At 64.1% G+C, this 24,177-nt stretch carries 25 protein-coding genes; 15 read left to right on the forward strand and 10 right to left on the reverse strand.

The window, feature by feature from the left end:
- Positions 1-121: 121 nt before the first annotated feature.
- Both EJ079_RS19470 and EJ079_RS19475 read left to right on the forward strand, forming a co-directional pair.
- The gene (locus tag EJ079_RS19470) at positions 122-448 is read left to right on the forward strand and encodes a DUF1330 domain-containing protein (RefSeq protein WP_127809835.1); all 327 of its coding nucleotides are present in this window, start codon (positions 122-124) and stop codon (positions 446-448) included.
- Between the two features lie 118 nt (positions 449-566).
- On the forward strand, positions 567-1,103 hold the full coding sequence (locus EJ079_RS19475; protein WP_174800315.1) for a hypothetical protein: 537 nt from the start codon (positions 567-569) through the stop codon (positions 1,101-1,103).
- A gap of 60 nt (positions 1,104-1,163) precedes the next feature.
- Here EJ079_RS19475 and EJ079_RS19480 read toward each other — a convergent pair whose 3' ends face one another.
- Positions 1,164-1,613, reverse strand: a complete 450-nt coding sequence (locus EJ079_RS19480; protein ID WP_127396995.1) for an ester cyclase — start codon at positions 1,611-1,613, stop codon at positions 1,164-1,166.
- A 248-nt stretch (positions 1,614-1,861) separates the two neighbouring features.
- Here EJ079_RS19480 and EJ079_RS19485 point away from each other — a divergent pair, with 248 nt between their 5' ends.
- Positions 1,862-3,979 (forward strand): EAL domain-containing protein, encoded by a 2,118-nt coding sequence (locus EJ079_RS19485; RefSeq protein WP_127809836.1) that lies wholly within the window; start codon positions 1,862-1,864, stop codon positions 3,977-3,979.
- A 54-nt stretch (positions 3,980-4,033) separates the two neighbouring features.
- Here EJ079_RS19485 and EJ079_RS19490 read toward each other — a convergent pair whose 3' ends face one another.
- A complete protein-coding gene (locus tag EJ079_RS19490; protein WP_164748793.1) occupies positions 4,034-4,228 on the reverse strand; it encodes a hypothetical protein in 195 nt (64 codons plus the stop codon).
- 368 nt (positions 4,229-4,596) lie between these two features.
- Here EJ079_RS19490 and EJ079_RS19495 point away from each other — a divergent pair, with 368 nt between their 5' ends.
- Together EJ079_RS19495 and EJ079_RS19505 are read left to right on the forward strand one after the other, a co-directional pair.
- Positions 4,597-5,322 carry a 3-keto-5-aminohexanoate cleavage protein gene (locus EJ079_RS19495; RefSeq protein WP_127809837.1) on the forward strand — a complete coding sequence of 242 codons (726 nt, stop codon included), beginning with the start codon at positions 4,597-4,599 and terminating at the stop codon, positions 5,320-5,322.
- Between the two features lie 132 nt (positions 5,323-5,454).
- Positions 5,455-7,539 carry a tetratricopeptide repeat protein gene (locus tag EJ079_RS19505; protein WP_164873817.1) on the forward strand — a complete coding sequence of 695 codons (2,085 nt, stop codon included), beginning with the start codon at positions 5,455-5,457 and terminating at the stop codon, positions 7,537-7,539.
- 34 nt (positions 7,540-7,573) lie between these two features.
- Here EJ079_RS19505 and EJ079_RS19510 read toward each other — a convergent pair whose 3' ends face one another.
- From EJ079_RS19510 to EJ079_RS19520, 3 genes are all read right to left on the reverse strand, one after another.
- On the reverse strand, positions 7,574-8,671 hold the full coding sequence (locus EJ079_RS19510; RefSeq protein ID WP_127809839.1) for a serine hydrolase domain-containing protein: 1,098 nt from the start codon (positions 8,669-8,671) through the stop codon (positions 7,574-7,576).
- A gap of 84 nt (positions 8,672-8,755) precedes the next feature.
- A complete protein-coding gene (locus EJ079_RS19515) occupies positions 8,756-10,357 on the reverse strand; it encodes an ABC transporter substrate-binding protein (protein WP_127809840.1) in 1,602 nt (533 codons plus the stop codon).
- 55 nt (positions 10,358-10,412) lie between these two features.
- Positions 10,413-11,546, reverse strand: a complete 1,134-nt coding sequence (locus EJ079_RS19520) for an FAD-binding oxidoreductase (RefSeq protein WP_127809841.1) — start codon at positions 11,544-11,546, stop codon at positions 10,413-10,415.
- 135 nt (positions 11,547-11,681) lie between these two features.
- Here EJ079_RS19520 and EJ079_RS19525 point away from each other — a divergent pair, with 135 nt between their 5' ends.
- Positions 11,682-12,299, forward strand: coding sequence for an XRE family transcriptional regulator (locus tag EJ079_RS19525; protein ID WP_127809842.1), 618 nt, complete (start codon positions 11,682-11,684; stop codon positions 12,297-12,299).
- Positions 12,300-12,424: 125 nt separating this feature from the next.
- On the opposite strand, the gene EJ079_RS19530 is transcribed toward EJ079_RS19525, so the two are convergent.
- Entirely contained in the window at positions 12,425-13,420 is a 996-nt protein-coding gene (locus tag EJ079_RS19530) for an ornithine cyclodeaminase family protein (RefSeq protein ID WP_127809843.1), read from the reverse strand.
- A 126-nt stretch (positions 13,421-13,546) separates the two neighbouring features.
- Here EJ079_RS19530 and EJ079_RS19535 point away from each other — a divergent pair, with 126 nt between their 5' ends.
- Positions 13,547-14,008: an Lrp/AsnC ligand binding domain-containing protein gene (locus EJ079_RS19535; protein ID WP_023813853.1), complete on the forward strand. Its 462-nt coding sequence runs from the start codon at positions 13,547-13,549 to the stop codon at positions 14,006-14,008.
- Here the strand turns inward: EJ079_RS19535 and EJ079_RS19540 are convergent.
- Complete coding sequence (locus EJ079_RS19540; RefSeq protein WP_127809844.1) at positions 14,005-14,904, reverse strand: LysR substrate-binding domain-containing protein; 900 nt, start codon at positions 14,902-14,904, stop codon at positions 14,005-14,007. The genes EJ079_RS19535 and EJ079_RS19540 overlap by 4 nt on opposite strands.
- Before the next feature lie 127 nt (positions 14,905-15,031).
- On the opposite strand from EJ079_RS19540, the gene EJ079_RS19545 reads away from it, so the two are divergent.
- Together EJ079_RS19545 and EJ079_RS19550 are read left to right on the forward strand one after the other, a co-directional pair.
- Positions 15,032-15,736, forward strand: a complete 705-nt coding sequence (locus EJ079_RS19545; protein ID WP_127809845.1) for an SDR family oxidoreductase — start codon at positions 15,032-15,034, stop codon at positions 15,734-15,736.
- A 49-nt stretch (positions 15,737-15,785) separates the two neighbouring features.
- Positions 15,786-16,844: a Gfo/Idh/MocA family oxidoreductase gene (locus EJ079_RS19550; RefSeq protein ID WP_127809846.1), complete on the forward strand. Its 1,059-nt coding sequence runs from the start codon at positions 15,786-15,788 to the stop codon at positions 16,842-16,844.
- A gap of 72 nt (positions 16,845-16,916) precedes the next feature.
- On the opposite strand, the gene EJ079_RS19555 is transcribed toward EJ079_RS19550, so the two are convergent.
- A complete protein-coding gene (locus tag EJ079_RS19555) occupies positions 16,917-17,516 on the reverse strand; it encodes a DUF922 domain-containing Zn-dependent protease (protein ID WP_127809847.1) in 600 nt (199 codons plus the stop codon).
- A 121-nt stretch (positions 17,517-17,637) separates the two neighbouring features.
- Between EJ079_RS19555 and EJ079_RS19560 the strand changes: the two genes are divergently transcribed.
- Positions 17,638-18,132, forward strand: coding sequence for a hypothetical protein (locus EJ079_RS19560; RefSeq protein ID WP_245481703.1), 495 nt, complete (start codon positions 17,638-17,640; stop codon positions 18,130-18,132).
- Positions 18,133-18,183: 51 nt separating this feature from the next.
- Here the strand turns inward: EJ079_RS19560 and EJ079_RS19565 are convergent, their stop codons facing one another.
- Positions 18,184-19,608 (reverse strand): PLP-dependent aminotransferase family protein, encoded by a 1,425-nt coding sequence (locus EJ079_RS19565; protein WP_127809848.1) that lies wholly within the window; start codon positions 19,606-19,608, stop codon positions 18,184-18,186.
- A 35-nt stretch (positions 19,609-19,643) separates the two neighbouring features.
- Here EJ079_RS19565 and EJ079_RS19570 point away from each other — a divergent pair, with 35 nt between their 5' ends.
- The 3 genes from EJ079_RS19570 (at position 19,644) to EJ079_RS19580 (ending at position 22,434) form a co-directional block, all read left to right on the forward strand.
- The gene (locus EJ079_RS19570) at positions 19,644-20,396 is read left to right on the forward strand and encodes a pyridoxamine 5'-phosphate oxidase family protein (protein WP_164873819.1); all 753 of its coding nucleotides are present in this window, start codon (positions 19,644-19,646) and stop codon (positions 20,394-20,396) included.
- Positions 20,397-20,639: 243 nt separating this feature from the next.
- Positions 20,640-21,092 carry a GNAT family N-acetyltransferase gene (locus EJ079_RS19575; protein WP_127809850.1) on the forward strand — a complete coding sequence of 151 codons (453 nt, stop codon included), beginning with the start codon at positions 20,640-20,642 and terminating at the stop codon, positions 21,090-21,092.
- 142 nt (positions 21,093-21,234) lie between these two features.
- Positions 21,235-22,434 (forward strand): PLP-dependent aminotransferase family protein, encoded by a 1,200-nt coding sequence (locus EJ079_RS19580; protein WP_174800357.1) that lies wholly within the window; start codon positions 21,235-21,237, stop codon positions 22,432-22,434.
- Here EJ079_RS19580 and EJ079_RS19585 read toward each other — a convergent pair.
- Positions 22,423-22,713 carry a hypothetical protein gene (locus EJ079_RS19585; RefSeq protein ID WP_245481704.1) on the reverse strand — a complete coding sequence of 97 codons (291 nt, stop codon included), beginning with the start codon at positions 22,711-22,713 and terminating at the stop codon, positions 22,423-22,425. The two genes, EJ079_RS19580 and EJ079_RS19585, sit on opposite strands and share 12 nt — an antisense overlap.
- Positions 22,714-23,035: 322 nt before the next feature.
- On the opposite strand from EJ079_RS19585, the gene EJ079_RS19590 reads away from it, so the two are divergent.
- Both EJ079_RS19590 and EJ079_RS19595 read left to right on the forward strand, forming a co-directional pair.
- Positions 23,036-23,464, forward strand: a complete 429-nt coding sequence (locus EJ079_RS19590) for a VOC family protein (protein ID WP_127809852.1) — start codon at positions 23,036-23,038, stop codon at positions 23,462-23,464.
- 183 nt (positions 23,465-23,647) lie between these two features.
- The gene (locus EJ079_RS19595) at positions 23,648-24,163 is read left to right on the forward strand and encodes a hypothetical protein (RefSeq protein ID WP_127319408.1); all 516 of its coding nucleotides are present in this window, start codon (positions 23,648-23,650) and stop codon (positions 24,161-24,163) included.
- The last annotated feature ends 14 nt before the right edge of the window (positions 24,164-24,177 follow it).

The following is a 24,177-nucleotide window of genomic DNA, read 5'->3' on the forward strand; positions in this document are numbered from 1 at the left end:
GCCAGTACGGAAACTGTACTGCCCCGGTACAGATCGCGGACTGGTTGGCGGGTGCCTTGCCATGCGAGCCCTTTGGCCGGTTGCACGGGATACCCCTGTGCACCGCAACCAGGAGACTACCATGACCGCCTACGTTATCGCAGACATCAAGATAAACGACGCGCAGTGGGTGCCGGCCTATGCCGCCTCGGTGCACGACCTCGTCCACAAACATGGCGGCAGATATCTGTCGCGCAGCGGCAATGTGAAGACCCTCGAAGGCAAGCCGCTCGATACCACGCTGATCGCGCTGATGGCGTTCCCGTCGGAAGCGGCGGCGCGCGCCTTCACCACCGACCCTGCCTACGCGCCCTTCGTGTCGGCCCGTCAGGGCGGCAGCGACAGCCGTTTCCAGATGATTGACAACACCGATCTGGCCGGAACGATCCCATATCTGCCGAAGGGATGATCCTTCCCGGTAGTCGCATCGATTTCGGGATATCCAAGCAACAACAGCCACAGCGCTTGCCTGCCGGGCCTCCGTATTTTCGGCGGCCGGCCAGCTTTGCTTTTTCAAGAAGAATGGAATGAAGATGACATCAAACTTTCGCAGCGGACTTCTTATGGCGGGGACCATGCTGGCAATCTGGACTACCCTTGCGCAGGCGCATCAGGAGCCGGCTGAAGCTGCCTCCGGCTCTAACCCGCTGGCCGACAAGGTGCGGGCTGCCAACAGCCGGTTCATCGACGTCAAGACAGCGGTATCAGAGGGCTATTCGCCTATTCCCTGTGCCAGCGGCATCACCGGCGGCGCCATGGGCATTCACTATGTCAACGGCCGGTATCTGAACGACGACAAGATCGACATCGCCCGTCCCGAAGCCGTGATGTACGAGCCGTTGGCCGATGGCGCGCTGAAGCTGGTGGCGGTCGAGTACATCACTTCGAAAGGACCGGCATCGTTGGACGGCCAGTTGTTCAACTTCAACAGCGCCCCCAACCGCTATGGGCTGGGTGAATTCTACGAACTGCATGTCTGGGCCTGGAAAGGCAACCCGACAGGTACGTTCGCCGACATGAACCCGAAAGTGTCATGCGAGCACGCAATGGCGCCGAGCCAGTAGGCAATGAGGCCAGGCGGCATTAACGCCGCCTGGCCCGAACGATCGTTTTGCCTGATCGGCTCAGGCGGCCTTGATCAGACCGAGCTGGGTGAGGGCGGCGACGCCGTCATCGAGGCCGATCTCCTCGACGATCCTGCCGTCGACCACCTTCAGCACCGTGGTGCCGGTGAAGCGCATGGTGCGGCTGGTGGCGGCCGGCAGCGAACCGGCGAGGAAGTCGCCGAAGGCCGGACCGGTATGCGTGCCGCCGCCCTCCCACTGGCCGACGACATAGTCGCCTTCGGCAATCAGGTCGGCGGTGGCCCAGAAGTTGAGGTCCGGGAAGGCGGCGCGGAAGCCGCTCATGAAGGCCTTGATGTCGTCGCGGCCGCGGCGCGGCTCGTGCAGCGAGTATTTCAGCAGCATGTCGGGTGCCGCGATGTCGTCGACGACGGACAGGTCGCAGCTTTCACCCCAGAAGTCGGTGAACCATCTGACGACGACGGCCTTGTTGTCTTCTTGCTTGGTCATTGGGAGGTCCTCTTGTCTGTGCAACGTGATCATCGGCGCCGCCGATGATCCGGGATCATCGGATTGGCGATGACCTGGAGCCATGACTAGGAACATCCGGCCGATGCGAAACTCCGGTTCTTGCCGGCCAATCGAAGAGCAGAGGCGGCAGGTGAGGAGCCAACAAAGCAGCCCGCCATCGCCGCGGTAACTGTTTCTTCTCTGGTTTTGCCGCAGATTGCCCTGCGGTGGAGCAGGCGAAGCAGACGATGGCGCGTCAGGGCAAGAAAAGTCGCAATGGAACGTTCTGGGCCAAGGCCCTGGAGCGCGCCCATCTTGGTGTCTGGGACTGGGATCTTGTAACCGGCGACTGCTTCTATTCCGCGACCTGGGCGCGGATGCTGGGCTACGATGAGAGCGAACTTGCCAACACCAGCGACCTGTGGCTGCAACTGACCCATCCCGACGACCGCGAGCGGGCGCTGGCCAGCGGCGACCGCCACATTGCCGGCCTGACCGACGCCATCGAGACCGAATTGCGGCTGAAGCACAAGCAGGGACACTGGGTGTGGGTGCTCGATCGCGGCGGCGCCGTCGAGCGCGACGCGATGGGAAAGCCGCTCAGGCTGATGGGTGTGCAGACCGACATCTCCAAGCAGAAGGCGGCCGAAGCCGAACTCGAGCAGGTCAATGTGCGCTTCCGCCTGGCGCTTGCCGCCAGCGGTACCGGCATCTGGCACCACGACCTCGCCACCGGCAAAAGCTATTGGGACGAACGCACCAGGGAGATTTTCGGGCTTGTCTCCGACACCGCCGAAGTCGAGCGCGACCACTGGTTCGGCTATCTGCATCCGGATGATAAGGAGGCCGCGTCGCGCGCGCATCTGGTGCCGCTCGAAACGGACAAGGTCACCGCCGTGCAATACCGCATCGTCCGGCGCGACGGAGAGGTCCGGCACATAGAATCCCTGCTGCGTTTCATCGCCGACCCGCAAATCCCGGACCGCCGGCTGGCGGGGCAGATCCTGGGCACGGTGCGCGACATCACCGAAGACAAGCAGCGCGAGCAGGAGCTTGCCTATGCGGCCCGCCATGACGCGCTCACCGGTCTCTTGAACCGCGCCGCGTTCGACCGGCTGCTGGCCGATCACATCGCGGCCCCGCAGTTGCTGCCGCTTTCCGTGTTCTACGTCGATCTCGACTACTTCAAGGCGCTCAACGATTTTGCCGGCCACGCGGCCGGCGACCTGGCACTGAAAAGCGTTGCCCTAGGCATTCTGGGCTGCCTTCCCCCGACGGCGCATGCCGCGCGCCTGGGCGGTGACGAGTTCGCGCTGCTGATGCCCAATTGCGATACGGCGCAGGCCGGGATGCTGGCCGACGCGGTACTTGCCGCGGTTCGCGATGCCGAACTAGGATCGACGGCCACGTCGCGCAAGCTGGCGGCCTCAATCGGCATCGCTTTCGTCGATGACGCCAACACGACGGTGGCCGACGCGCTGGCCTGCGCCGACGACGCCTGCTACGCGGCCAAGGCCGCCGGGCGGAACCGATTTGCCGTCTTCTCCACCGATACGGCATCGGGTTCGGGTGGCCTCAACGCGGCGCGCGTCGTCGCCGATACGGTCGATGCCATGGAAGACGGAAGGCTGAAGCTGTTTGGCCAGGAAATCCATCGGCTGGGCCGTCCCTGGCTGGAAAGCCGCCATGTCGAAGTGTTGGCCAGGCTCGCCGCCCGCAACGGCCGGCTGGTGCCACCCGGCGAGTTCATTCCGGTGGCCGAGCGGTTCGGCATCGCGTCGCGGCTCGACCGCTGGATCATCCGCACCGCGCTGTCGCGGCATGGTGCCGCCTTGCGTTCGGGGGCGTTGACGCTTGGCTTCAATCTGTCGGCGCAGACGCTGAGCGACCCGCAGCTTTGGGACTTCGTGGACAACGTCATAGAAGAAACCGGGGCGCCGCATTCGGGCATCGGCTTCGAGATCACCGAAACCGCCGCCGTCACCAATTTCGACGCGGCCGAACAGTTTGTGCGCAAGGCGCGCGAGCGGCACTGCCGGGTCAGCCTTGATGATTTCGGCGCCGGTATGAGCTCGTTCGAATATCTCCGGCGGTTCCCCGTCGACACGATCAAGATCGACGGTTCCTTCATCGAACACATCACGCAAAGCCGTTTCGACCGCGAGATCGTGCTGGCCATCACCAGCATCGCCCGCAGCCTCGGCTGTGACGTGGTCGGCGAGAAGATCGAACAGCAGGACACGCTGGCCATGTTGAGCGACATGGGCGTCGCCTTCGGCCAGGGATTTTTGCTGCACCGGCCAGAGCCGCTGGAACGAATTGTCGCGCGTGCGACCAAGGGAGCGACGGCCCGCAAGGCATCGTGATCCGGGTGCGGCGAGTTTCAGGCCAGGCCGAACTGACCTGAAACTCGCCGCATTCTATCCGGTTCGGCGCGCCGTCGATTGCGGAAACTCCAGCACTCCAGCCTCGGGTCGCCTGTGCTGCGCCTCCGTCACCGCTTCGATCAACAGATCGAGCGCTTCACAGGCCGCGCGACTCGTCTCGTCGTTGCCTTGCAGATAATGATAGGCGCGTTCGAGGTGGATGCGGGCGGCTGAAAAATCGCTGGTCAATGGTCCCTCCATGATCCCGCCCTAGAAGACCTTGCCGGAGACGAGGGAACGCCGGGTAAATATCCACAAGCGGCTTTTATTCAAATGCCGCCGAATGTTGCGGGGAGGCGCGCGGCGTTGATGCTGCCGATCTCCCCGTGTGGGGGAGATGTCCGGCAGGACAGAGGGGGGCGCTGTCCTGCCGACCTGAACAATCAGATTTTCGATCTGTTTCGCAGCCTGCACGCTTGATGAAATGAAGTTGTAGATCAGAGAGGCTGGAGATCTGTCACGCCCCCCTCTGCCCTGCCGGGCATCTCCCCCACGAGGGGGGAGATTGGCGGCTTCACCGCCGCGTGATTAGACTGTCAATGCGCAAGGTGAGACCGATGATCGTCCAGGCCTGCATCAACGGCGCGCGCGTGCGCGATTTCCACCCGAAGCTGCCGCTGACTGCCGAGGCAATGGCCAACGATGCGGCAGCCTGCGTCGCCGCTGGAGCGGCCGAACTGCACATCCATCCGCGCGGCACTGACGGGCGCGAAAGCCTGGCAGCCGTCGACGCCACCGTGCTGGCGGTGCGCCGGACCTGCCCGGGAACACTGGTCGGCGTGTCGACCGGCGCCTGGATCGAGAACGACGTCGAGCGGACCCGCACGGCGATCGCCGGCTGGCGAGACCTGCCTGACTATGCTTCGGTCAACCTGTCCGAAGCGGATGCGCCCGCCGTGATGGAACTGCTGCGCCAGCGTGGTGTCGGCATCGAGGCGGGGCTTGCCGTTGTCGCCGATGCCGAGCGCTTCGTAGCGCTTCCCGGCCACGACCAGGTGCTGCGCATTCTGATCGAGATCGACATCCCGGACCTGTCCGCTGCACTCGACGAAGCGCCTGGCATCGTCGCCGTGCTCGAGCGCGCCGGGGTACGGCGGCCGATCCTGCTGCATGGCGTTGATGCAACTGTCTGGCCCTTCGTCAAACTTGCGCATCGCAAGCGTTGGTCGACACGGGTCGGTCTGGAAGACGGCAAGACGCTCGCCGATGGCAGGGCAGCCAAGGACAATGCGGAAATCGTCGCGGCGGCCGTTACGATTTTTCGCGGTGCGCCTGCGGTCTGATCGACGCCTCAGTCCTGTCCGCCGACCGGTGCGCGGCAGCGCATCGGTGAGCAGGAATTCCTTCGATCATGCCGGCGACGGGCGCGCGTAGATGCTCGCCGTTGCTCAGGCCGCCCGGGCGGCGATGTCTGGGTGGCGGCAGCAGGTTCGCCGACACGAGGACCGCTTCCTGCATCGGCTGACGAAGAAAGAGCGCGCAACGCTGCTGCGCCTCTTGCGCCTGATCTGGACGGACGAAGGCTGGAGGGCGCCTTTTCAAGTAGACATTTTGGCGATTGCTCAAAAAATCTTATCGATTACAGTCAAACCGTTGAGCAAGATTTTGCGCAACTGCCTTACATAGGGGGCGAGTCGATCGGATCGGTTCTGAAGCTGCTTTGGCTTTCCTGGCGAGAGCTGACCTGCGTTGCCGCCTTGCTGGCACTGGCAGGGTGTGGCGCGGCTGACGTAAACTTTGCCGACTGCGTTGGCCAAGTCGCCGGTAGCGCTCGGCAAATGGAGGCCTGCACATACGTCATCGACGATGCGGCCAGACGCGTTGATGAGCGCAGCACCGCTTACCTCAGGCGCGGCGCTGGCTGGAGTGTGAAGGGCGACGATGGCCGCGCAATCGCCGATATCGATCAGGCAATCCGCCTCGAACCCGCGCAGGTCGACGCCTACTTGAATCGGGGCCTGATCGAGGTCCACAAAGATGATTTCGACCAGGCTATGGCCGATTTCGAGAAGGCGATCGGCATCGATCCAAAACGCGCCGACGCCTACAACGGTCGAGGCTATGCCTGGTTCAGAAAAGGCGACAATGATCGTGCTCTTGCCGACTACACCAAGGCGCTCGATCTCGACCCGAAACGAGTCGAAACCTACAACAACCGGGGTGCCGCATTTGCGGCCAAGGGCGACTTGGATCGCGCTATGGCCGATTTCGATCAGGCCATTGGCCTCGACCCCAAGTTTGCGAGTGCTTACTACAATCGAGCGATGGCATGGATTGCCAAGGGCGACTATGACCATGCCATGGCCGACAGCGACCAGGCGGTCAGCCTCCATCCGAGTGCAGATGCCTACACCAATCGAGGTCTGATTTGGGCGACCAAAGGCGATTACGACCGCGCCATGGCCGACTACGACCAAGCCATGGCTCTCGATCCGAAGTACGCGGGCGCTTACTACAATCGAGGCCTGCTATGGTCGCAAAAGGGCAAGCAGGACCGTGCGATGGCCGACTACACCAAGGCAATAGAAGTTGATCCGAAATATCTCCGTGCTTACGTCAATCGAGGCGTGATTTTGGTGGATAAGGGCCAATACGACCGCGCCATCGTCGATTACGATAAGGCCATCACTCTCGATCCGAAATTAGGCATTGCCTACTACAACAGGGGCCGGGCCTGGTTTGCAAAGCACGACTACGACCGAACCATCGCGGACTATAGCCGGGCAATTACGCTCGGTCCGAAAGACAGCGCTGCTTACGGCAACCGCGGCCTGGCCTGGCATAGGAAGGGCAATGATGATCGCGCCATCGCCGACTACGACAAGGCGATTGGCCTCGATCCCAAAGATGCCAAATTCTATATCGGTCGAGGCGAGATTTGGCATAGGAAGGGCAATTACGACCGCGCCTTGGATGACTATAACCACGTCATCGATCTGGATCCGGCGTCCGAAGATTACGGCAACCGAGCCATGGTATTGTGGGCAAAGGGGGACTATGCCCGCGCCATCGCTGACTATGACAAGGCGACCAGTATCGATCCGAAATATGCCTATGCCTTTCTGGGTCGGGGCATCGTCTATTTGTATTCGGACACGCCTGCCAAGGCGCAGGTGGACTTCGAGCAAGGGGCGGGGCTGGCGCCCGACAACGCCTATTTTGCGATCTGGCTGGACATCGTGGAGCGGCGCAACGGAGCGGCGGGCCATTTGCAGGATGCAATTGGCAAGCTCGACATGACGAAGTGGCCGGCGCCGGTGGTTCGCATGCTGCTCGGCGAGAAGACGCCGGCCGAAACGCTCGCCGCCGCCGATGATCCGGACGCGGCTACGAAAACCGGACAGGTGTGCGAGGCCAATTTCTACACTGCCGAACTCAGCCAACTCCATGCATATAACGATGAAGCTTTGCGGCTTTACCGGCTCGCCGCCAGCGATTGCCCGAAGGATTTCTATGAAAGCATCGCCGCCAACGCCGCGCTTCGCGCTCTGGCGCCATGAGGCGAATGTAGCGGCGCAGAATAGGCCCTACCCTTCATCCAAGAGCTATCCTGATCGCCTTATCGACCACCGGATGGAGGCCACTGGCCTGGAAGGACAGCCGGTTGCCGGAGCCGACATTGCTGGTCATGGCGATGGTCAGGCCGGACAGCGGGTCGTGCAGCATCACGGCGACGTAGCCGGGGATGCTGCCCTGATGGCCGTAGAAGGCGCGGTTGGCGTAGGCGCTCTGGAACATGCCGGCACCGGTTTCGCGCATGCGGGTGCCCGGAAAACTCGCCGGGACGCGATGTTCGAACATTTCGTCGAAGAAGGGCGGCGACAGCAGCTTTCCGGAAAAGAGACCGCGCGTGAAGGCCACCATATCCGACGGCGTCGACACCATGTCGCCGCAGCCATAAGCGGCGCCGAACGGGAAGGAATCGGAGGAATCCTGCAAGTCGTCGGAGTAGGGCAGCACGCCGTCCATGCGCCACATCTCGCCGCCCGAGGCGATATCGGCGGGCGCATTCGCCGCCGGCGGCGGCCGGTGGTAATAGCCGCGCACCATCGATTTCTCCGGAAAGGCCTCGGTTGCCGGCGACCAAGTATTCTCCAGGCCGAGCGGGTGCAGCACCGCGCTTCTGACATAGCCGCCCAGCGACTGGCCGGTGACAGCCTCGATCACCATGCCGGCCAGCACATAGCCGGTGTTGTTGTAGACGGCGGGCCCGCCTGGCGCCTTCTGCTTGTCGGAAACGAAGGCTATGTCGACCAGCTGTTGCGGCGTCCATTGCCGGCTCGGATCCATCGGAATGTAATATTCAAACTCCGGCAGGCCGCTGCGGTGGTTGATCAGCTGGCGCACCGAAATGTCTTTTGCTCCTGGGAGGTCGGGAAACCAGTAGGCGATCGGTGCGCCGAGCTCGAGCTTGCCGTCCTGAGCGAGCTTGACCAATGCGGCGGCGACGAAGGTCTTGGTGCAACTGCCGATCTTGAACAGGCGGTCGGGCGAGACGGCAACGCCATGCTCCCGGTCGGCGAGGCCGGCAGTGATGGCGGTTGGTGCGGCGCCAGTGGAGTATGCGAGTGATGCGCCCACCGCGCCATCGGTGAGATAGGCTTTGAGGAGAGCGTTGAGGTCTTCACGCATGGATTCTGCTTTCGCCGCCAAATTACTGGTTTTATTCATGTCGGTGCGTCCCCCGGCCGGGCCCGAGGGCAGGGTCGCCAAGCTTCACTCCGCCATATCGACAGCGGCAAAGTTCTGCCGGCCGAAGGGGTCGAGCACGTAGTTGAGCACGCTCTTGCGGATCGGGATCGCCACCACCGAATGGGCGATCGGCGCCACCGGCACCTCGACCTTCAGGATCGCTTGCGCCCTGGCGTAGATGTCGGCGCGCTGTTTCGGATCGGCGGCGACGCGACCGTCCTGCAGCAGCTTCTCGAAGGCCGGATCGCACCAGCGCGAGCGGTTGGAGCCGCCCTTCACGCCGTCGCAGGACAGCAGGTAGCTCAGCATGTTGTCGGGGTCGCCATTGTCGCTGCTGCCGCCGAGCAGATAGGCGTCCTGTTCGCCCGCCGCGGTGCGCTTGAGATATTCGCCCCATTCAAAGCTGACGATCTCGGCATTGACGCCGACTTTCGCCCAGTCGGCCTGGATCATCTCGGCCATGCGCTTGGCATTGGGATTGTAGGGCCGCGATACCGGCATCGCCCACAGGCTGATCTTCAGGTCGCTCTCGTGGCCGGCTTCCTTCAGCAGCGCCTTCGCGCCATCCGGGTCATAGTCGATGCCGGCGTCGGTGACGGCCCCGATCTGCGCCGGCGGCACGACGCTGCCGGCGACCGTGCCGGCGCCGGCATAGACGGCGTCGGCGATCGCCTTGCGGTCGACGGCCTTGGCCAGCGCCATGCGCACGCGCACATCGCCGAGCGGCTGGTGTTCGACATTGAAGCCGAGAATGCCGATGTTCTGGCCCTTGAGGTCGAGCACGGTGATGTCGGGGTCGGTGCGCAAATCGGCGACGGCGCTTGGCGGCGGCGGGGCGGCGACCTGGCACTCATTGGCCTTGAGACGCTCGACGCGCGTGGTCGGTTCGGGCGTGACGGCGAACACCAGCGTGTCGATCTTCGGCGCGCCGCGCCAGTAATCCTTGTTGGCGGCGTAGCGGATCTGGCTGTCGGGCACATAGGCCTGCAGCACGAACGGGCCGGTGCCGACGGGCTCGCTATCGATCAGTTCCGGCGTGCCGGCGGCGACCATCTTTTCGGTCTGCTCCAACGACAGGATAGAGAGATAGTCGAGCGCAATGCCGGGCAGGAAGGTGACGTTGGCCGCCGTCAGGGAGAAGCGCACGGTGTGGTCGTCGACCTTGTCGATCTTGTCGATCAGCGAGCCCATGCCCAGTGCGTTGAAGTACTCGTAAGCGCCGCCGCCGAGCTTGTGGTAGGGATTGCTGGCGTCGCGCTGGCGGTTGAAGGTGTACAGCACGTCGTCGGCATTGAACTCGCGCGACGGTGTAAAGTGGTCGTTCGACTGGAATTTCACGCCGTGGCGTAGGTGGAACGTGTAGATCTTGCCGTCGGCTGAGACCTCCCAGCTTTCGGCCAGCGCCGGCCCGACCTCGGTGGTGCCAGGCTTGAACTCGACCAGCCGGTTGAAGATCGTCTTGGCGGCGGCATCCATGGTGGAGTCCGCCGTGCCGATCGCCGGGTTGAAGGTTTCGGGATTGGCTTCCGAGCAATAGACCAGGGTTTTGGCGTAGGCCTGTCCGCCAAGAAGGACGGACGAGGCCAGCAAGGACGAGGTAAGGACTGCGCGCAGAACGGATTTCATCGCAAACGCTCCTGATGACACTTTACGGGTTGAGGGAAGGGCAGGCCGGTGAAGTTCATGGCGTCGCCGCCGGGGTGATGAAACGGTCGGGCGCAAGCGCGGCGGAGGTGATACCGCGTGCCGTGAGATCGTCCGGCAGCGGCTGGCCGCGCAGCAGCGCCGCACCCAGCCGCGCCAGCGTCAGCGACACCTGGAAGCCGTAGCCGCCTTGGCCGCCAAGCCAGAAGAAGCCGGGCAGGCGCGGGTCGAAACCGATGACCGGCGTGCGGTCGGGCGAAAAGGTGCGCAGGCCAGCCCACGGCGTCGACGGACGGCCGATGCGCAGCGACGTCGCCTGTTCGATGCGGTCGACGGCGATGGCGACGTCGATGTCTTCCGGAAAGGCGTCGCAGGGTTCGGAATCGGTCTCGTCGGCCAGCGAGCCGATCAACCTGCCGGCATCGGGCTTGAAGTAGAATTGTTCATGCAAATCGACCACCAGCGGCCAGGCGCTGATGTCCGTGCCGGCGGGTGGATCGAACAGGAAGGCGGTGCGGCGCTTCGGCCGGAAGCCGAGACCGGAGAGACCGGCCAGCCCGGCGACGACATCGACCCAGGCGCCAGCGGCGTCGACGACGATGTCGGCCTGGTAGGCGCCGGCACTGGTGGTGACGCTGAAGCCGTTTGCGACGCGAGAAATCTCCAGCACTTCCTGGCCGGTGCGGATCACGCCGCCGCCGGCCTTGAGCGCGGAGGCTGAAGCCGCAAGCATCTTTCCCGTGTCGACATCGAGCGCGCCGGGTTCATGGACGCCGCCGCAGGTGGTTGCCGTGGCGATGACCGGCACCAGCGCGGTGACTTCCGTGGCCGACAGGCGCCGTACGCTCGGCACCAGCGCCTGCATCTCGGCCGCCATGCGGTCGACGGCTGCACTGTCTTCGACACCGCCGACGTGCAGCGCGCCGCGCCGGTGGGCGGCGAAGCCGCCATCGATGATCGCCTGCCGGCTGGCCAGCGATAGCGCCCGCACCAGCGCATTGCCATAGGTTTCGGAAAACAGCGCCGCGGAGCGGCCGCTGGCGTGGTAGCCGAGATGCAGCTCGCGCTCGAGCACGGTGATCTCGGCCCAGGATTGCACGGCCGCCGCCAGCGAAAGGCCGGCAATGCCGCCGCCGATGACGACGATTTTTTGGAGAGACTTGGACTGCATGCTCTAGGGGTAGAAATAATTTCGTATCCAGTCAATATTTAGCGTATAAGAAAATTATTAGCGTTGTTGATGGCGGCAGGGAGTTGGACTACCAAGGGTGAAGAAGCGGCTCAGTGGCCGCGCCAGGAGCTGACGATGTCGGAGCAACCGAACCTCGGTGATTGTCTGCGCGGCTTGAGAAAGACGCATGGCTGGACCTTGCAGGAGGTCAGCACGCTGACCGGCGTCGCGGTGTCGACGCTGTCCAAAGTCGAGAACGACCAGATGTCGCTGAGCTACGACAAGCTGCTGCAGGTCTGCGAGGGGCTGAGCATCCATGTCACCGAGTTGCTGAGCGGGGACCGCAAGCAGCCGGCCGCGCGCACCCGTCGTTCGGTGACCTCGCAGTCCAACACGCTGCGCCAGCTGACCCGCAACTACGATTACCGCTATCTGGCCACCGATCTGGTGCGCAAGCGCATGGTGCCGATCCACGCCTATGCGCGCGCCCGCACGCCGCAGGAATTCGGGCCGCTGACCAGGCATGCCGGCGAGGAATTTTTGATCGTGCTCAAGGGCGAGATCGAGCTGCACACCGACCAGTACGCGCCGGTGCGGCTGAAACAGGGCGACAGCGTCTATATCGATTCCACCATGGGTCACGCTTACCTGTCGGTGGGCGAGGGCGACGCCGAGATGCTGTGCGTCTGCTCCGGCGACGAGCCTGACATGGAGGGCGCGCTGCTGAGCGTGCTGGAGACGGTGGAGGGGTAGGGGCTGGTCCCAACCCTCCACGTTGGTGCCGCCCCTCATCTGGCTGCCGCCATCTTCTCCCCGTAAACGGGGAGAAGGACGATCCTATCGACGGGCGGCGCTGGCTCCACAATTGAGCGGCTCCGCTACAGCGCAACTACACGTCCCATTCCCCGCCGAACCGCCTCGCGGTAGGCGAGGTCGGCGGCCACCATGTCTTCCATGGCGACGCCCATGGCCTTGTAGACGGTGACCTGATCGGCGCTGACCCGTCCCGGCCGCCGCCCGAGCAGCATGTCGCCGAGCTCGATTCCGGCTTTCGGATCAATGCCCGCCAGTTCGCAAGAGCCGACCGGCGTCGGAGCAAAGGCGTCCCTGGTCTCGACGAACAGGCTGGCCCGGCTGATAAGTTGGACCGGCAATTCGCCGCCGGGCGGGGCGACGCCGACCGATGAGATGTGAGTGCCGGGCCGCACCCAGTCGGCCGAGATCACCGGCGCATAGGAATGCGTTGCCAGGCAGACGACGTCGGACGAGCGCACCGCGGCCTCTATATCGGCGACGGCAACAACGCCGGGATGTTGCGCGGCAAGCGCCTGCGCATCGGCGAATTCCTTCGAGACGACGCGGATCTCGGTGAAGTCGCGCACCAGCGGCAGAAGATGCAGATGCTGGCCGGCCTGCACACCGGCGCCGACCACCGTCGCGACCTTGGCGTCGCGGCGGGCGAGTTCACGCACCGAAAGCACGGCCGAGCCGGAGGTGCGCACGGCGGTGATGTAGGTGCCGTCCATGACGCAGACCGGCATGCCCGTCTGCGGGTCGAACAGATGGATGGTGGCGAGGTGGCTGGGGATGCCTTTGGCGACGTTGCCCTCGAAGACGTTGACGATCTTCACCGTCAGATGCATGCCCGCTATCCATGCCGACATCGCCAGCGAATAGCCGGCCTGCGGAACATCGAGCTGCGGCCGTGCCGGTTTGACCACCTTGCCGCCGGACAAGGCCTTGAAGCCGCCATCGAGCACGTCGAGAAGCTGGCGCAGGTCGATGCAGGTTTTCACCTCGGCCTCGCTCAGGATGAGTACGGGCATGTCACCCTTGGCCTGGGCGCTGCGGGAGGTCGATATCGCTGATGTCATGGGATCCGCTTTCGTTGTCGGTTGCACGACAACGGTATTGCGGTCCGGGAGCGTGATGAAATATACTGTTTTTGCTATTTTGGCGTGATTATCACGTTTGGTCTGCTCAAAAAGTGTGATCCTGAAATGGACGATCTCGACCGTATCGACCGCTCGCTGCTGCGTTTGTTGCAGGAGGACGGCCGCCGCACGACGCTCGATCTGGCGCGCCGGGTCGGCCTGTCGCCGACCGGGGCGACGCAGCGCGTCAAGCGGCTGTTCGCCGAAGGCTTCATCCGCGCCGTGCGCGCGGTGCTCGATCCGGCCCGGATCGGGCAGGCGCAGCTCGTCTTCATCGAGGTGCGGCTCGACCACACGGCGCCGCATGTGTTCGACCGCTTCGCCGAGGCGGTTCTGCGGGCGCCTGAGATCATCGAATGCCACATGGTGGTCGGCGGCTTCGACTATCTGGTCAAGGCGCGCATCGCCGACATGGCGATGTTCCAGGATTTCCTGCAGCGCGTCATCCTGCCGCTGCCCGGGGTGCGGGAGACACACACCTACGCTTCGATCGCCAATGTGAAGCCCGACGCCTTGCTGCCGATCTAGACTGGCAGCCCGTCTCCGGCATCGAGCAACCATTGCCGCACGGCTTGCGTAGGCTCGGGGTGGCGCTGTTTTCTCGGCATCACGACATAAAAATCCTGCGTGCCGCGCATTTCGCCGCTGACGGGCTGAACCAGGCGGCCCGTGGCGAGATCAGCGGCTACGAGGAAGCGGCTGGCCAGCGCAATGCCCTGGCCGGCGACGGCCGCGTCGATGGCGAGGCCCGTCTGGTTGAAGCGCATCCGTTTCAATTCGGTCGTCATCTTCAGGCCGACCGCTTTCTCCATGAATTCCGGCCACAGATTGTGGGCATCGTGCAGCAGCACATGGTGCTGGATTTCGGAGGCTGCGATTTCAGCAACACCTTCCGGCAGCAAGGCCGGGCTGCAGACGGCGACGATCTGCTGGGGAAACAGCAGGTCGACGATCAGCCCAGCGCCGAAGGGCGGGCGGCCTTGCCTGACCGCGATGTCGACGCCATCGGCCTGAAAGCTCGACAGGCTCTCGCTGGCCAGAACGCGCAGATCGACCAGCGGATTGTGCGCGACGAAGTCGTGCAGCCTCGGGATCAGCCATTTAGTGGCGAAGCTCGGCGTCACGCTGATCGTCAGCCGTGCCGGTTCGGGGCGCAACAGCAGCGTCGCCTCCGAGATCAGGTCGAAGGCGCGGCGGATGTTGGGCACATAGGCGCGGCCCTCATCGGTAAGCGCCAGGCCGCGCGGCAGCCGCTCGAACAGCTTTGTGCCGAGATCGGCTTCCAGCCCGCGAATGTGCTGGGCGACCGCCCCTTGGGTTACGTTCAGCTCTTCGGCCGCGATGCGGAAGTTGAGATGACGCGCCGAGGCTTCGAAGGCGCGCAGCGCATTCAATGGCGGCAGGCTGAGGAAGGCTTCGGGCATACAGGAGTTTTTCTACAGGTTGATTTCAGGCATTCTGGTTCGAACCAGCGGGGAAAACCAGCTATATCAACGCTCAGCTCCCGAAAACACCGCTTGCGGTGCCCGCAAACCCTGAGAGGAAAATCCGATGAGTGTAGAAAAAGTAGCTGTGGTGGTGGCCGGCGGCAGCGGCATGGGTGCGGCGGCGGCCAAGCGGCTGGCGGCGGACGGCTTCAAGGTCGCCATTCTTTCGTCGTCCGGAAAAGGCGAGGCGCTGGCTGGGGAATTGGGCGGGCTGGGCGTCACCGGCTCCAACCAATCCAATGAAGATCTGCAGCGTCTCGTCGACCTGACGCTCGAACGTTTTGGCCGCATCGACGTGCTGGTCAACAGCGGCGGCCACGGGCCGCGCGCGCCGATCCTCGAAATCACCGACGAGCAATGGCACACCGGCATGGATGTCTATCTGCTGAACGTCATCCGTCCGGTGCGCATCGTGGCGCCGCAGATGGTCAAGCAGAAGGGCGGCGCCATCATCAACATCTCGACCGCCTGGGTGGTAGAGCCGAGCCCGATGTTTCCGACGTCCGCTGTGTTCCGCGCCGGGCTTGCCGCCTACACCAAGATCTTCACCAATACCTATGCCGCTGACAATGTGCGCATGAACAACGTGCTGCCCGGCTGGATCGACAGCCTGCCGGCCACAGAAGAACGCCGCGACAGTGTGCCGATGCAGCGCTATGGCACCTCGGAAGAGATCGCCGCGACCATCGCCTTCCTGGCGTCCGAAGGCGCCGGCTACATCACCGGCCAGAACATCCGGGTCGACGGCGGCATCATACGCGCTATTTGAGGGCGTCGGCCGGGAGGGGATCCCGGCATCTCACCCCAAGGAGCAAAGAATGCGGCTTTTGATACTCGGCACCGGCTGGATGGCGCAGGAACATGCGCGGCGCTTCACCGCCATCGACGGCGTCGACATTGTCGGCGCGGTCGATGTCGATCCGGCACGGGTCGTCGAGTTCGCCGACAGTTTTGACATTCCCAACCGCTTTACCGCGCTGGAGGAGGCGCTGACATGGGGTGAGTTCGACGCGGTGGCCAATGTCACGCCGGACCGCATCCACCACCCGACCACCATGGCGCTGATAGCCGCCGGCAAGCCGGTGCTGTGCGAGAAGCCACTAGCCGAAAACTATGGCAAGGCGACCGAGATGGCCGACGCCGCCGAGGCCGCCGGCATCGTCAACATGGTGAACCTCACCTATCGCAATGTGGCGGCGCTGCAGAAGGCCCGCCAGATGGTGCAGGCGGGCGAGATCGGCACCGTCAGGCATGTCGAGGCGTCCTACCTGCAAAGCTGGCTGGTGTCGAAATTCTGGGGCGACTGGCGCACCGATCCGAAATGGCTGTGGCGCCTGTCACGCGGCCACGGCTCCAATGGCGTGCTTGGCGATGTCGGCATCCACATCCTCGATTTCGCCAGCTATGGCGCAGCCGTCGACATCGACCATGTCTTCTGCCGGCTGCGCGCCTTCGACAAGGCGCCCGGCAACCGCATCGGCGACTACGGGCTAGACGCCAATGACAGCTTCGCCATGACGCTGGACTTTTCCAACGGCGCCTTCGGCGTGGTGCATGCCAGCCGCTGGGCAACGGGCCATCTCAACGAACTGCGCCTGCGCATCTATGGCGAGAAGGGCGGCATCGAGGTGGTGCATAATCTCGACGGCTCGGCGCTCAAGGCCTGCATCGGCGAAAACGTCGAGAACGCCATATGGGAAGAGCTCGACGCCGGCACGGTGCCGACCAACTACCAGCGTTTCACTGACGCGGTGCGATCCGGCGTGCAGACCGAACCGTCCTTCCGCCATGCCGCCGAATTGCAGAAGGTGCTGGATCTGGCCGTCGTCTCGGACGAGAAGCGGGCGGAGCTGAGGGCGAGCGCTGAAACGCGGTGAGCTGGGCGAAGCGGCCGGCGCCAGCGGTCGAAGATAGCACTGCCGTCAACTTCGGACTGCGGTCCGCTCCAGTCAGGGGCCGGTCACGAGCGAAAAAACCAGTTTCTGTAAATTGCCGCCATCGCCGAATTCGACGCGGTCGAAATCGCGGCTTGCCAGCACCCGCGCCTTCGAGATCGCGTCGAGCCGCTTCACCACCTCGGCCCTTGTCTTGCTGCATTTGGGATCGTCGGCGACGGTCAGGCCGTTCGTCGCGGCTTGGATGTCGTGGACCATCTGGACCATGCTGGCGCCATGCACCTTCTCATGGGCGGCGACGCCGGCGATGAAAGTTTCCCAGTTCTTCTGGACGGCGGGCGGCAGGGAGCCGGAGGGTTTTGGCAAGGTGTAGGTGACGATCAGCTTCGGCCGCCCGGCCGTCAGCACGCAGTCCTTGCCACTGGGCTTGTAGTCCCTTAACCCCCAGGTCAGCTTGAAATTGGTGTAGGCGATGGCGCGGGCAATGCCGAGCTTTGGCCCTTTCTCGCCGATCGAGCGGTAGAGTTCGGCGCCGGACCGGCCCGAGATCGCGTAGGGCTCGATTTTCTCGACCGGCTTCCACTCGGCACGAGCGGTGAGCGGCGAGGCAAGCAGGGCGGCAAAGGACAGACACAGGCGAACGCAGGCTCTCAATCCAACTCTCCACGAAACAGGACCGGCTGCCGCAACGGGCAATGCCATCGGATCGCTTTTCCTATATGCTGCCGACGGGCGCTGCAAATGCCCTGGAGGCAGTCAATTGGGGGAGTCATGCATGAGAATTGCACATCTCATCGTCGCTGGTGCCTTGGCCGTCGTGCAGGCCGCGCAGCCGGCGTTTGCCGCGTCGTGCGGTGGCTGGAGCGCCAAGATGGAGGAAGACGAGGGCGGCAGCGTGCTGACGGCTTCGGTCTGCGGCGGGCCGAAAGGCGATGCGCATATGATGCTCACCTGTTTCGACACGCCAGTGCTGAGCTACGATCTCGGTGCCGCCGGCCAGCAGCTGGAACCTGGCATCAGCGGTTCGTTCGCGTTCAAGGCCGACGGCAAGACGGTAACGAAGACACTGCAGCTGGAGGCCATGTACAACTACTTCGTGGTCAATCTGGCGAAAGCCGATCCGCTGCTCGACCTGCTGCGCGGCAAAGGCGATGTGTCGGTCAGTTCAGCCAAATATGGCGAGATCAGCTTTCCGCTGAAGGGCTCCAGCGCGGCCATCGGCAAGGTGCTGGCGCAGTGCGGCAAGGCCGGGCCAGCGGATGGGGATTGACGGGGCTCTACAGTTCGATGCCGGCGCACCAATGAGGCGGTTCTCGTTGGCTCACCGGGCTTGCTGCCGAACCACCCCACCCAGTCGCACCGTCGCGGCCATCAACTCCTCGTCCGAAAACCCCGAAAAACCCAGCACCAGACCTTGCCGAGGCGCCCCGCCGATGAACATTGAGGACAAGGCCCTGGCGCCGACACCCGCCGCCTTCGCCGCCTCGACGATCGCGGTGTCCGGCCCGGCGTCCTTCAGCGTCGCCATCAAATGCAACCCCTGTTCGGGCACGGTTACTTCGAGGGCATCGCCGCAATGCGCCTCGAGGCCGGCGACCAGGACGTCGCGCGCGGCCTGGACGCGGCGGCGCACGCGCCGGAGATGCGCGGCGAAATGGCCTTCGTTCAACAGGTCGGTCAGCGCGCCTTCGGCCAGCGTCGAGGGGAAGCGGTCGGAGCGCGCCCTGACCGCCATCACGGCATCGAGCAGCGCTTCGGGCACCACGACATAGCCGATGCGCAGGCCGGGGAAGAGGATTTTCGAGAAGGTGCCGAGATAGGCGACACGGTCTGAACCGTCCATGCCCTGCAGCGAGGTCAGCGGCGGGCCGGCATAGCGGAACTCGCTGTCGTAGTCGTCCTCGATGATCCAGGCATCGATGCGCCGAGCCCAGTCGAGCAAAGCGAGACGGCGGCGCATCGTCATCGTCACGCCGAGCGGATATTGATGCGAGGGCGTGACATAGGCCGCGCGCGCCTTGGAGCACAGGCTTTCGCCGATCTCGGGATCGAGCCCTTCCGCGTCGACCGGTACCCCAAAAACCCTGGCGCCGCTGCCGGCCAGCACGGCCTGCGCCATGGGATAGCAGGGGTTTTCGATCCAGACGGCATCGCCGGGGCTGAGCGCGGCGCGCACCAGAAGATCCAGCCCCTGCTGCGTGCCCGAAGTCAGCACGATCTGGCCGGCATCGCAGCGCACGCCGCGTGCGGTCCTGAGATAGGTGGCAATTGCCGTGCGCAGCGGCAGGCCGCCGCGCGGATCGCCATAGCGGAAATGCTCCGGCCCGGGGCGAGCGAGGTGGCGCGACAGAAGGATGCGAAACAAATTAAGCGTGCGCGGATCGGACACCGCCACGCCAAGGCCGCAAGGCAGCGAGGTGGCGGCATCGATCTCGGGTGGCCGTGGCTTGACCAGTGTTGTCGGCAGATGCGGCACGTCAGGCGCGACGAAGGTTCCGGCACCGATCCTGGCGACGGCGAAGCCTTCCGAGACCAGCATTTCAAAACAGGCAACCGCCGCCGAACGCGATAGGCCGAAGCGCTGTGCGAGATCCCGGGTGGTCGGCAATTTGGCCCCGGCGGCCAGCGCGCCGGTCTCGATCAGCCGCCTGAGCGCCGCATAAAGCTCGCGGCTGCGCGGGCCGTCGCCCGGGAGGACCGGGATCAGCGCCGACCAATCCGGCAAATTGGTCTGTTTTTTCTTCATCGGATTGGTTCTTTTATCAACCAATGTCATGGCGCATGGTTGGCAGACAACAACCAAGGATGCAAGCCGTGAACGACACGCCAGCCAGCTTTCCGACCACCAGCCGCAACCGCGTCAAGCGCCTGCACGAGCGCGGCAGCTACGACCATGCGGCAGTCTTCGCGGTGCTGGATGCCGGGCTGCTGTGCCATGTCGCCTATACGTTCGACGGCCAGCCCTATTGCACGCCGACCATCCACTGGCGCGAGGACGACATGCTCTACTGGCACGGCTCGTCGGCCAGCCGCATGCTGCGCAATCTGCGCGACGGCACGCCGGCGTGTCTGACGGTGTCGCATCTCGACGGGCTGGTGCTGGCGCGCTCGGGCTTCAACCATTCCGCCAATTACCGCTCGGCGATGTGTTTCGGCACGGCGCGGATCATCGATGAGCCTGATGAGAAACTGAAGGCGCTGGCCGGCGTCGTCGACCGCTTCTACCCCGGCCGGAGCGAGACTCTGCGGCCGATCTCGGTGCAGGAGGCCAAGGCGACGACGGTGATCGGCATGCGCATCGAAGAGGCATCAGCCAAAGTGCGCGCCAAGGGGGTCGCCGACGACGAGGAGGATTACGGGCATCCGGTGTGGGCCGGCGTCATCCCGGTGCGGATGGTGGTCGGCGCCGCCGAGCCGTGTCCGAGGCTGCTGCCCGGTGTGGAGCGGCCGCAGAATCTGGCTAGATATGCCGAGGGTGCGAGACTTGATGACGCGATGACGCAGGCGCAGCTGGCGTATGAGGGCGGGGTGTGATTCGCGCCCTTTCCCTTCTCCCCTCGTGGGTCCGAAGGACGGGGCGAGACCAGTGGTTCGCCCCAGGGCGGTGGCCTCGCGAAGCGGGGTCGGATGAGGGGTGTTTCAGGGAACGCCAACGCCTCACTCCGCTGGAACACCCCTCATCCGTCTCGGCGCTGACGCGCCGATCCACCTTCCCCCACAAGGGGGGAAGGGAGAGGGCACCTTGCCGCTGCCGCCGCCTCGCGATATCTCGACACCATGATCACCTTCCGCCGTGCGCAGGCCTCCGACCTGCCTGATATCGTCGCGATGCTGGCCGACGATCCGCTTGGCGCCGGCCGCGAGGACGCTGCCTTGCCGCTGGCGCAAGGCTATGTCGATGCTTTCAACGCCATCGACGCCGATCCCAATCAACTGCTGGCGGTGGCTGTCGAGGGCGGCGAGGTGATCGGCACCCTGCAGATTTCTTTCCTTGCCGGGCTCTCGCACAAGGGCGCGTGGCGCGGGCAGATCGAGGCGGTTCGGGTTGCCGGCCACCGGCGCTCGGGGGGCGTCGGCAGGCTGATGATCGAATGGGCGATCGATGCGTGCCGGGTGCGCGGCTGCGGCCTCGTCCAGTTGACCACCGACAGGTCGCGCGCGGACGCGCACCGCTTCTATGAGAGCCTCGGCTTCACCGGCAGCCATCTCGGCTATAAGAGAACCTTGTAGTTTCCCGCCCCCGTCCCGCCCGGCCAGCGGCTGGCGCATAGCGGACGGCTTTCAGGCCCTATTCAAAGCGCCGGCAAAGACTGATATAGGTCAGCCAAGTTGACCTATATTGCAGCGTCTGGGGAGGCGTGTCGTGACCCTTATGAATCTGTTGGCTTCGCGCTCGTCGCGCATGAAAGCGTCCGAAATCCGCGAGCTCCTGAAGCTGCTCGACCAGCCGGACATCATTTCGTTCGCCGGTGGTATTCCCGATCCGGCGCTGTTCCCGGCCGAGGCGATCCGTGACGCCTATGCTTCGGTGCTGGGCGGCGCGGAGGCGGGTGCGGTGCTGCAGTACCAGGTCTCGGAAGGCTACCTGCCGTTGCGGCGCTGGCTCGCCGGGCAGATGGGCAAGCTCGGCGTCGCCTGTGACGAGGCCAATATCTTCATCACCTCCGGCTCGCAGCAGGCGCTGGACTATCTCGGCAAACTGTTCCTGTCGCCGGGCGATACCGCGCTGGTGACGTGGCCGACTTATCTCGGCGCGCTGCAGGCTTTCAACGCCTATGAGCCTCGCTACGACCGGCTGACCCCGGCCGGCGGCAACATGACGCCCGATGCCTATCGCGCGGCAGCGGCAGCAAATGGCGGCAAGGCCAAATTCGCCTATCTGGTGCCGGATTTCGCCAACCCGACCGGCAACACGCTGAACCGTGAGCAGCGCGAAGCGGTGCTCGACCTTGCCGGCGAACTCGACATCGCCGTCATCGAGGATGCCGCCTATCGCGCGCTGCGCTATGACGGCGACGGCGTGCCGCCGATCCTGGCGCTCGACTGCATCAGGTCCGGCGGCATCGACAAGGCGCGCACGCTCTATTGCGGCTCGTTCTCGAAGATACTGTCGCCGGGCATGCGCGTCGGCTGGGTTTGCGCCCCGCGCCACATCGTCGAGAAACTGGTGCTGATGAAGCAGGCCTCGGACCTGCACAGCCCGTCGATCAACCAGGTGGTGATGCATCGTGTCGCCGAAGCCGTCTTCGACGGCCAGGTGGAAAAACTTATCGGCGCCTATCGCGAGCGCCGCGACGGGCTGCTCTCGGCACTGGAATCCAATATGCCGGAAGGCGTGACCTGGAGCCGCCCGGAAGGCGGCATGTTCGTCTGGGTAACGTTGCCGGAAGGGGCCGACGCCACCGAGCTTCTGGCGCGGTCGGTGAAAGAAGGGCGGGTGGCCTTCGTGCCGGGCAGCGCCTTTTATGCCGACGGCACCGGGCGCAACACGCTGCGGCTGTCCTTCACGCTCGCCGACCGGCGCGCGGTGAGCGAAGGCATTCCAAGGCTAGCCGCCATCCTAAAGGGATAGGCCGGCTCCGGAGGCCGGCTTTTCCTCCGCCATCACAGTCACCAGCCGCTCAAGCTTTGAAAGCCTGGTGCGAGCAAGCTTGCGGACCGGCTTTTCGAAACCTGCTTCGCCGTTTTCGACGACGAAGACCAACGTCATGAAATCGAGCATGAACTCATCGATGGCTGCCGCGACCTCGCGCGACCTGCCCTTGAACCGGCGCAGCAGAGCGGTTGCTTCCTCGATATCGTCGACACCGGCGCTATCGACCAGCGCTTCGAGCCTCTGAAAACAGTCCAATCGCAATTCCTCCCACCGGGGCACCCAACCCGGTTGTGAGCGGAAAGTTCCAAACTGTGAGTGCTCTCGCGAAGAAATCGCCTCCACCGCTTCCGCGGTTTCGACGGGCCATCGGCAATTTTTTGTTCGGGTGGAACCTCCGCGGCCACCGAAGGTTCTTACCAGGTCTGATCCCCCCTCAGACCCCTGAAGGCTAGACATGCTTTCCAAAGGCCCGCCGGCTCCCCTCCCGGCGGGCTTTTTGTTTGCTGGATAGAACAAGTATCCGCATTGACGACGCCCTGTCCGAACCTAAATTCGAACCTCACGAGGAGGCATCTTTATGGAAACCCAGGAATTGCATCGCGGCCGGCTCATCGACCACATCCAACTGGTGGTCAGGGATCTCCCGGCCAGCCGGCGTTTCTACGAGGCGGTCTTGCAGGCGATCGATGTTCCGATCGGTGGGATCGGCGACGATTTTTTCTGGGCCGACGAGCTGTTTGTCTCCACTGCCGACAGCCGGGCCGCACAGGGAAAACTCACCGGTCGCCATCACCTGGCTTTCCAGGCAAGGGACCACGCCATGGTCGACGCCTTCTACAAGGCCGGACTGGCGGCTGGCGGCACGGACAATGGCGCGCCGGGCGAACGGCCCTATCATCCCGGCTATTACGCCGCCTTCCTGCTCGATCCCGACGGCAACAACATCGAGGCCGTCCATCACGGTCCGCATAGTCGCAGCGCCGCTTCGGTGAAGATCACCTTCTAAGCTGCCGATATTCAGCCGGCCGGATCGCGGGCGCATGCGATGCCTGAGAGAAGTTGCCTTGCGTTGCCAGATTGGTGGCCCCGATGCTAACCGTGCAAATGGCGGGCGGGAATCGGTATGGAAGCAACGCGCGCTGCAAATCCTCAATAAAACTCCCCTTACCCCCTTGGAGATACATTTTTTATGCAAAACCCAACAAGGGCGATCTGTGCCGCCACGCTTTTATTTGCGATCGGGGCCGTGGGCCTCACAAGTATATCACCTTTTGCTTATGTTTCATCGGCGCAGGCGCAGGAGGAATATCTTCCGACCCAGAAGGATTTTGTCGGCAAATGGAAACTCAACGGCGGAGCCATCCGGCCGCCGCGCGATATGAAGGATGCGCCGACGCCGGAACAAGAAGCGGCCGCCAACGAGTTCCAGCAGACAGTGACCGCGTTTTACGGCGCGTTCGACTATCTGGAGATCACGGCGGACGGCCGCTACAATTTTCATCAGCCGGGTGATCCGACGTCGGGGCCTTGCGTCTGGTGCGGAACCTGGTCCTTCAGCAACAGTTCGGCGTGGCTCAAGCTGGAGACGGCGCCAAGGCTGGATATCTACGCCAAGGACGGCGACATGCAGATGACCTACACTGTCGAACCCGACGAAAAATCGAAATATGCTTGGCTGGTTTTCGGCTGGACGAAGGCCGAGTAGGCGGCGGCGCACGG

The organism is Mesorhizobium sp. M7A.F.Ce.TU.012.03.2.1 (assembly GCF_004006095.1).
In the GTDB taxonomy this organism is placed as follows: Bacteria; Pseudomonadota; Alphaproteobacteria; order Rhizobiales; family Rhizobiaceae; genus Mesorhizobium.

Coding starts and splice junctions, on each gene's coding strand:
- EJ079_RS19470 (WP_127809835.1), top strand. CDS start 122: ATGACCGCCTACGTTATCGCAGACATCAAGATAAACGACGCGCAGTGG.
- EJ079_RS19475 (WP_174800315.1), top strand. CDS start 567: ATGAAGATGACATCAAACTTTCGCAGCGGACTTCTTATGGCGGGGACC.
- EJ079_RS19480 (WP_127396995.1), bottom strand. CDS start 1,613: ATGACCAAGCAAGAAGACAACAAGGCCGTCGTCGTCAGATGGTTCACC.
- EJ079_RS19485 (WP_127809836.1), top strand. CDS start 1,862: ATGGCGCGTCAGGGCAAGAAAAGTCGCAATGGAACGTTCTGGGCCAAG.
- EJ079_RS19495 (WP_127809837.1), top strand. CDS start 4,597: ATGATCGTCCAGGCCTGCATCAACGGCGCGCGCGTGCGCGATTTCCAC.
- EJ079_RS19510 (WP_127809839.1), bottom strand. CDS start 8,671: ATGCGTGAAGACCTCAACGCTCTCCTCAAAGCCTATCTCACCGATGGC.
- EJ079_RS19515 (WP_127809840.1), bottom strand. CDS start 10,357: ATGAAATCCGTTCTGCGCGCAGTCCTTACCTCGTCCTTGCTGGCCTCG.
- EJ079_RS19520 (WP_127809841.1), bottom strand. CDS start 11,546: ATGCAGTCCAAGTCTCTCCAAAAAATCGTCGTCATCGGCGGCGGCATT.
- EJ079_RS19525 (WP_127809842.1), top strand. CDS start 11,682: ATGTCGGAGCAACCGAACCTCGGTGATTGTCTGCGCGGCTTGAGAAAG.
- EJ079_RS19530 (WP_127809843.1), bottom strand. CDS start 13,420: ATGACATCAGCGATATCGACCTCCCGCAGCGCCCAGGCCAAGGGTGAC.
- EJ079_RS19535 (WP_023813853.1), top strand. CDS start 13,547: ATGGACGATCTCGACCGTATCGACCGCTCGCTGCTGCGTTTGTTGCAG.
- EJ079_RS19540 (WP_127809844.1), bottom strand. CDS start 14,904: ATGCCCGAAGCCTTCCTCAGCCTGCCGCCATTGAATGCGCTGCGCGCC.
- EJ079_RS19545 (WP_127809845.1), top strand. CDS start 15,032: ATGAGTGTAGAAAAAGTAGCTGTGGTGGTGGCCGGCGGCAGCGGCATG.
- EJ079_RS19550 (WP_127809846.1), top strand. CDS start 15,786: ATGCGGCTTTTGATACTCGGCACCGGCTGGATGGCGCAGGAACATGCG.
- EJ079_RS19560 (WP_245481703.1), top strand. CDS start 17,638: ATGAGAATTGCACATCTCATCGTCGCTGGTGCCTTGGCCGTCGTGCAG.
- EJ079_RS19565 (WP_127809848.1), bottom strand. CDS start 19,608: ATGAAGAAAAAACAGACCAATTTGCCGGATTGGTCGGCGCTGATCCCG.
- EJ079_RS19570 (WP_164873819.1), top strand. CDS start 19,644: ATGGTTGGCAGACAACAACCAAGGATGCAAGCCGTGAACGACACGCCA.
- EJ079_RS19575 (WP_127809850.1), top strand. CDS start 20,640: ATGATCACCTTCCGCCGTGCGCAGGCCTCCGACCTGCCTGATATCGTC.
- EJ079_RS19580 (WP_174800357.1), top strand. CDS start 21,235: ATGAATCTGTTGGCTTCGCGCTCGTCGCGCATGAAAGCGTCCGAAATC.
- EJ079_RS19590 (WP_127809852.1), top strand. CDS start 23,036: ATGGAAACCCAGGAATTGCATCGCGGCCGGCTCATCGACCACATCCAA.
- EJ079_RS19595 (WP_127319408.1), top strand. CDS start 23,648: ATGCAAAACCCAACAAGGGCGATCTGTGCCGCCACGCTTTTATTTGCG.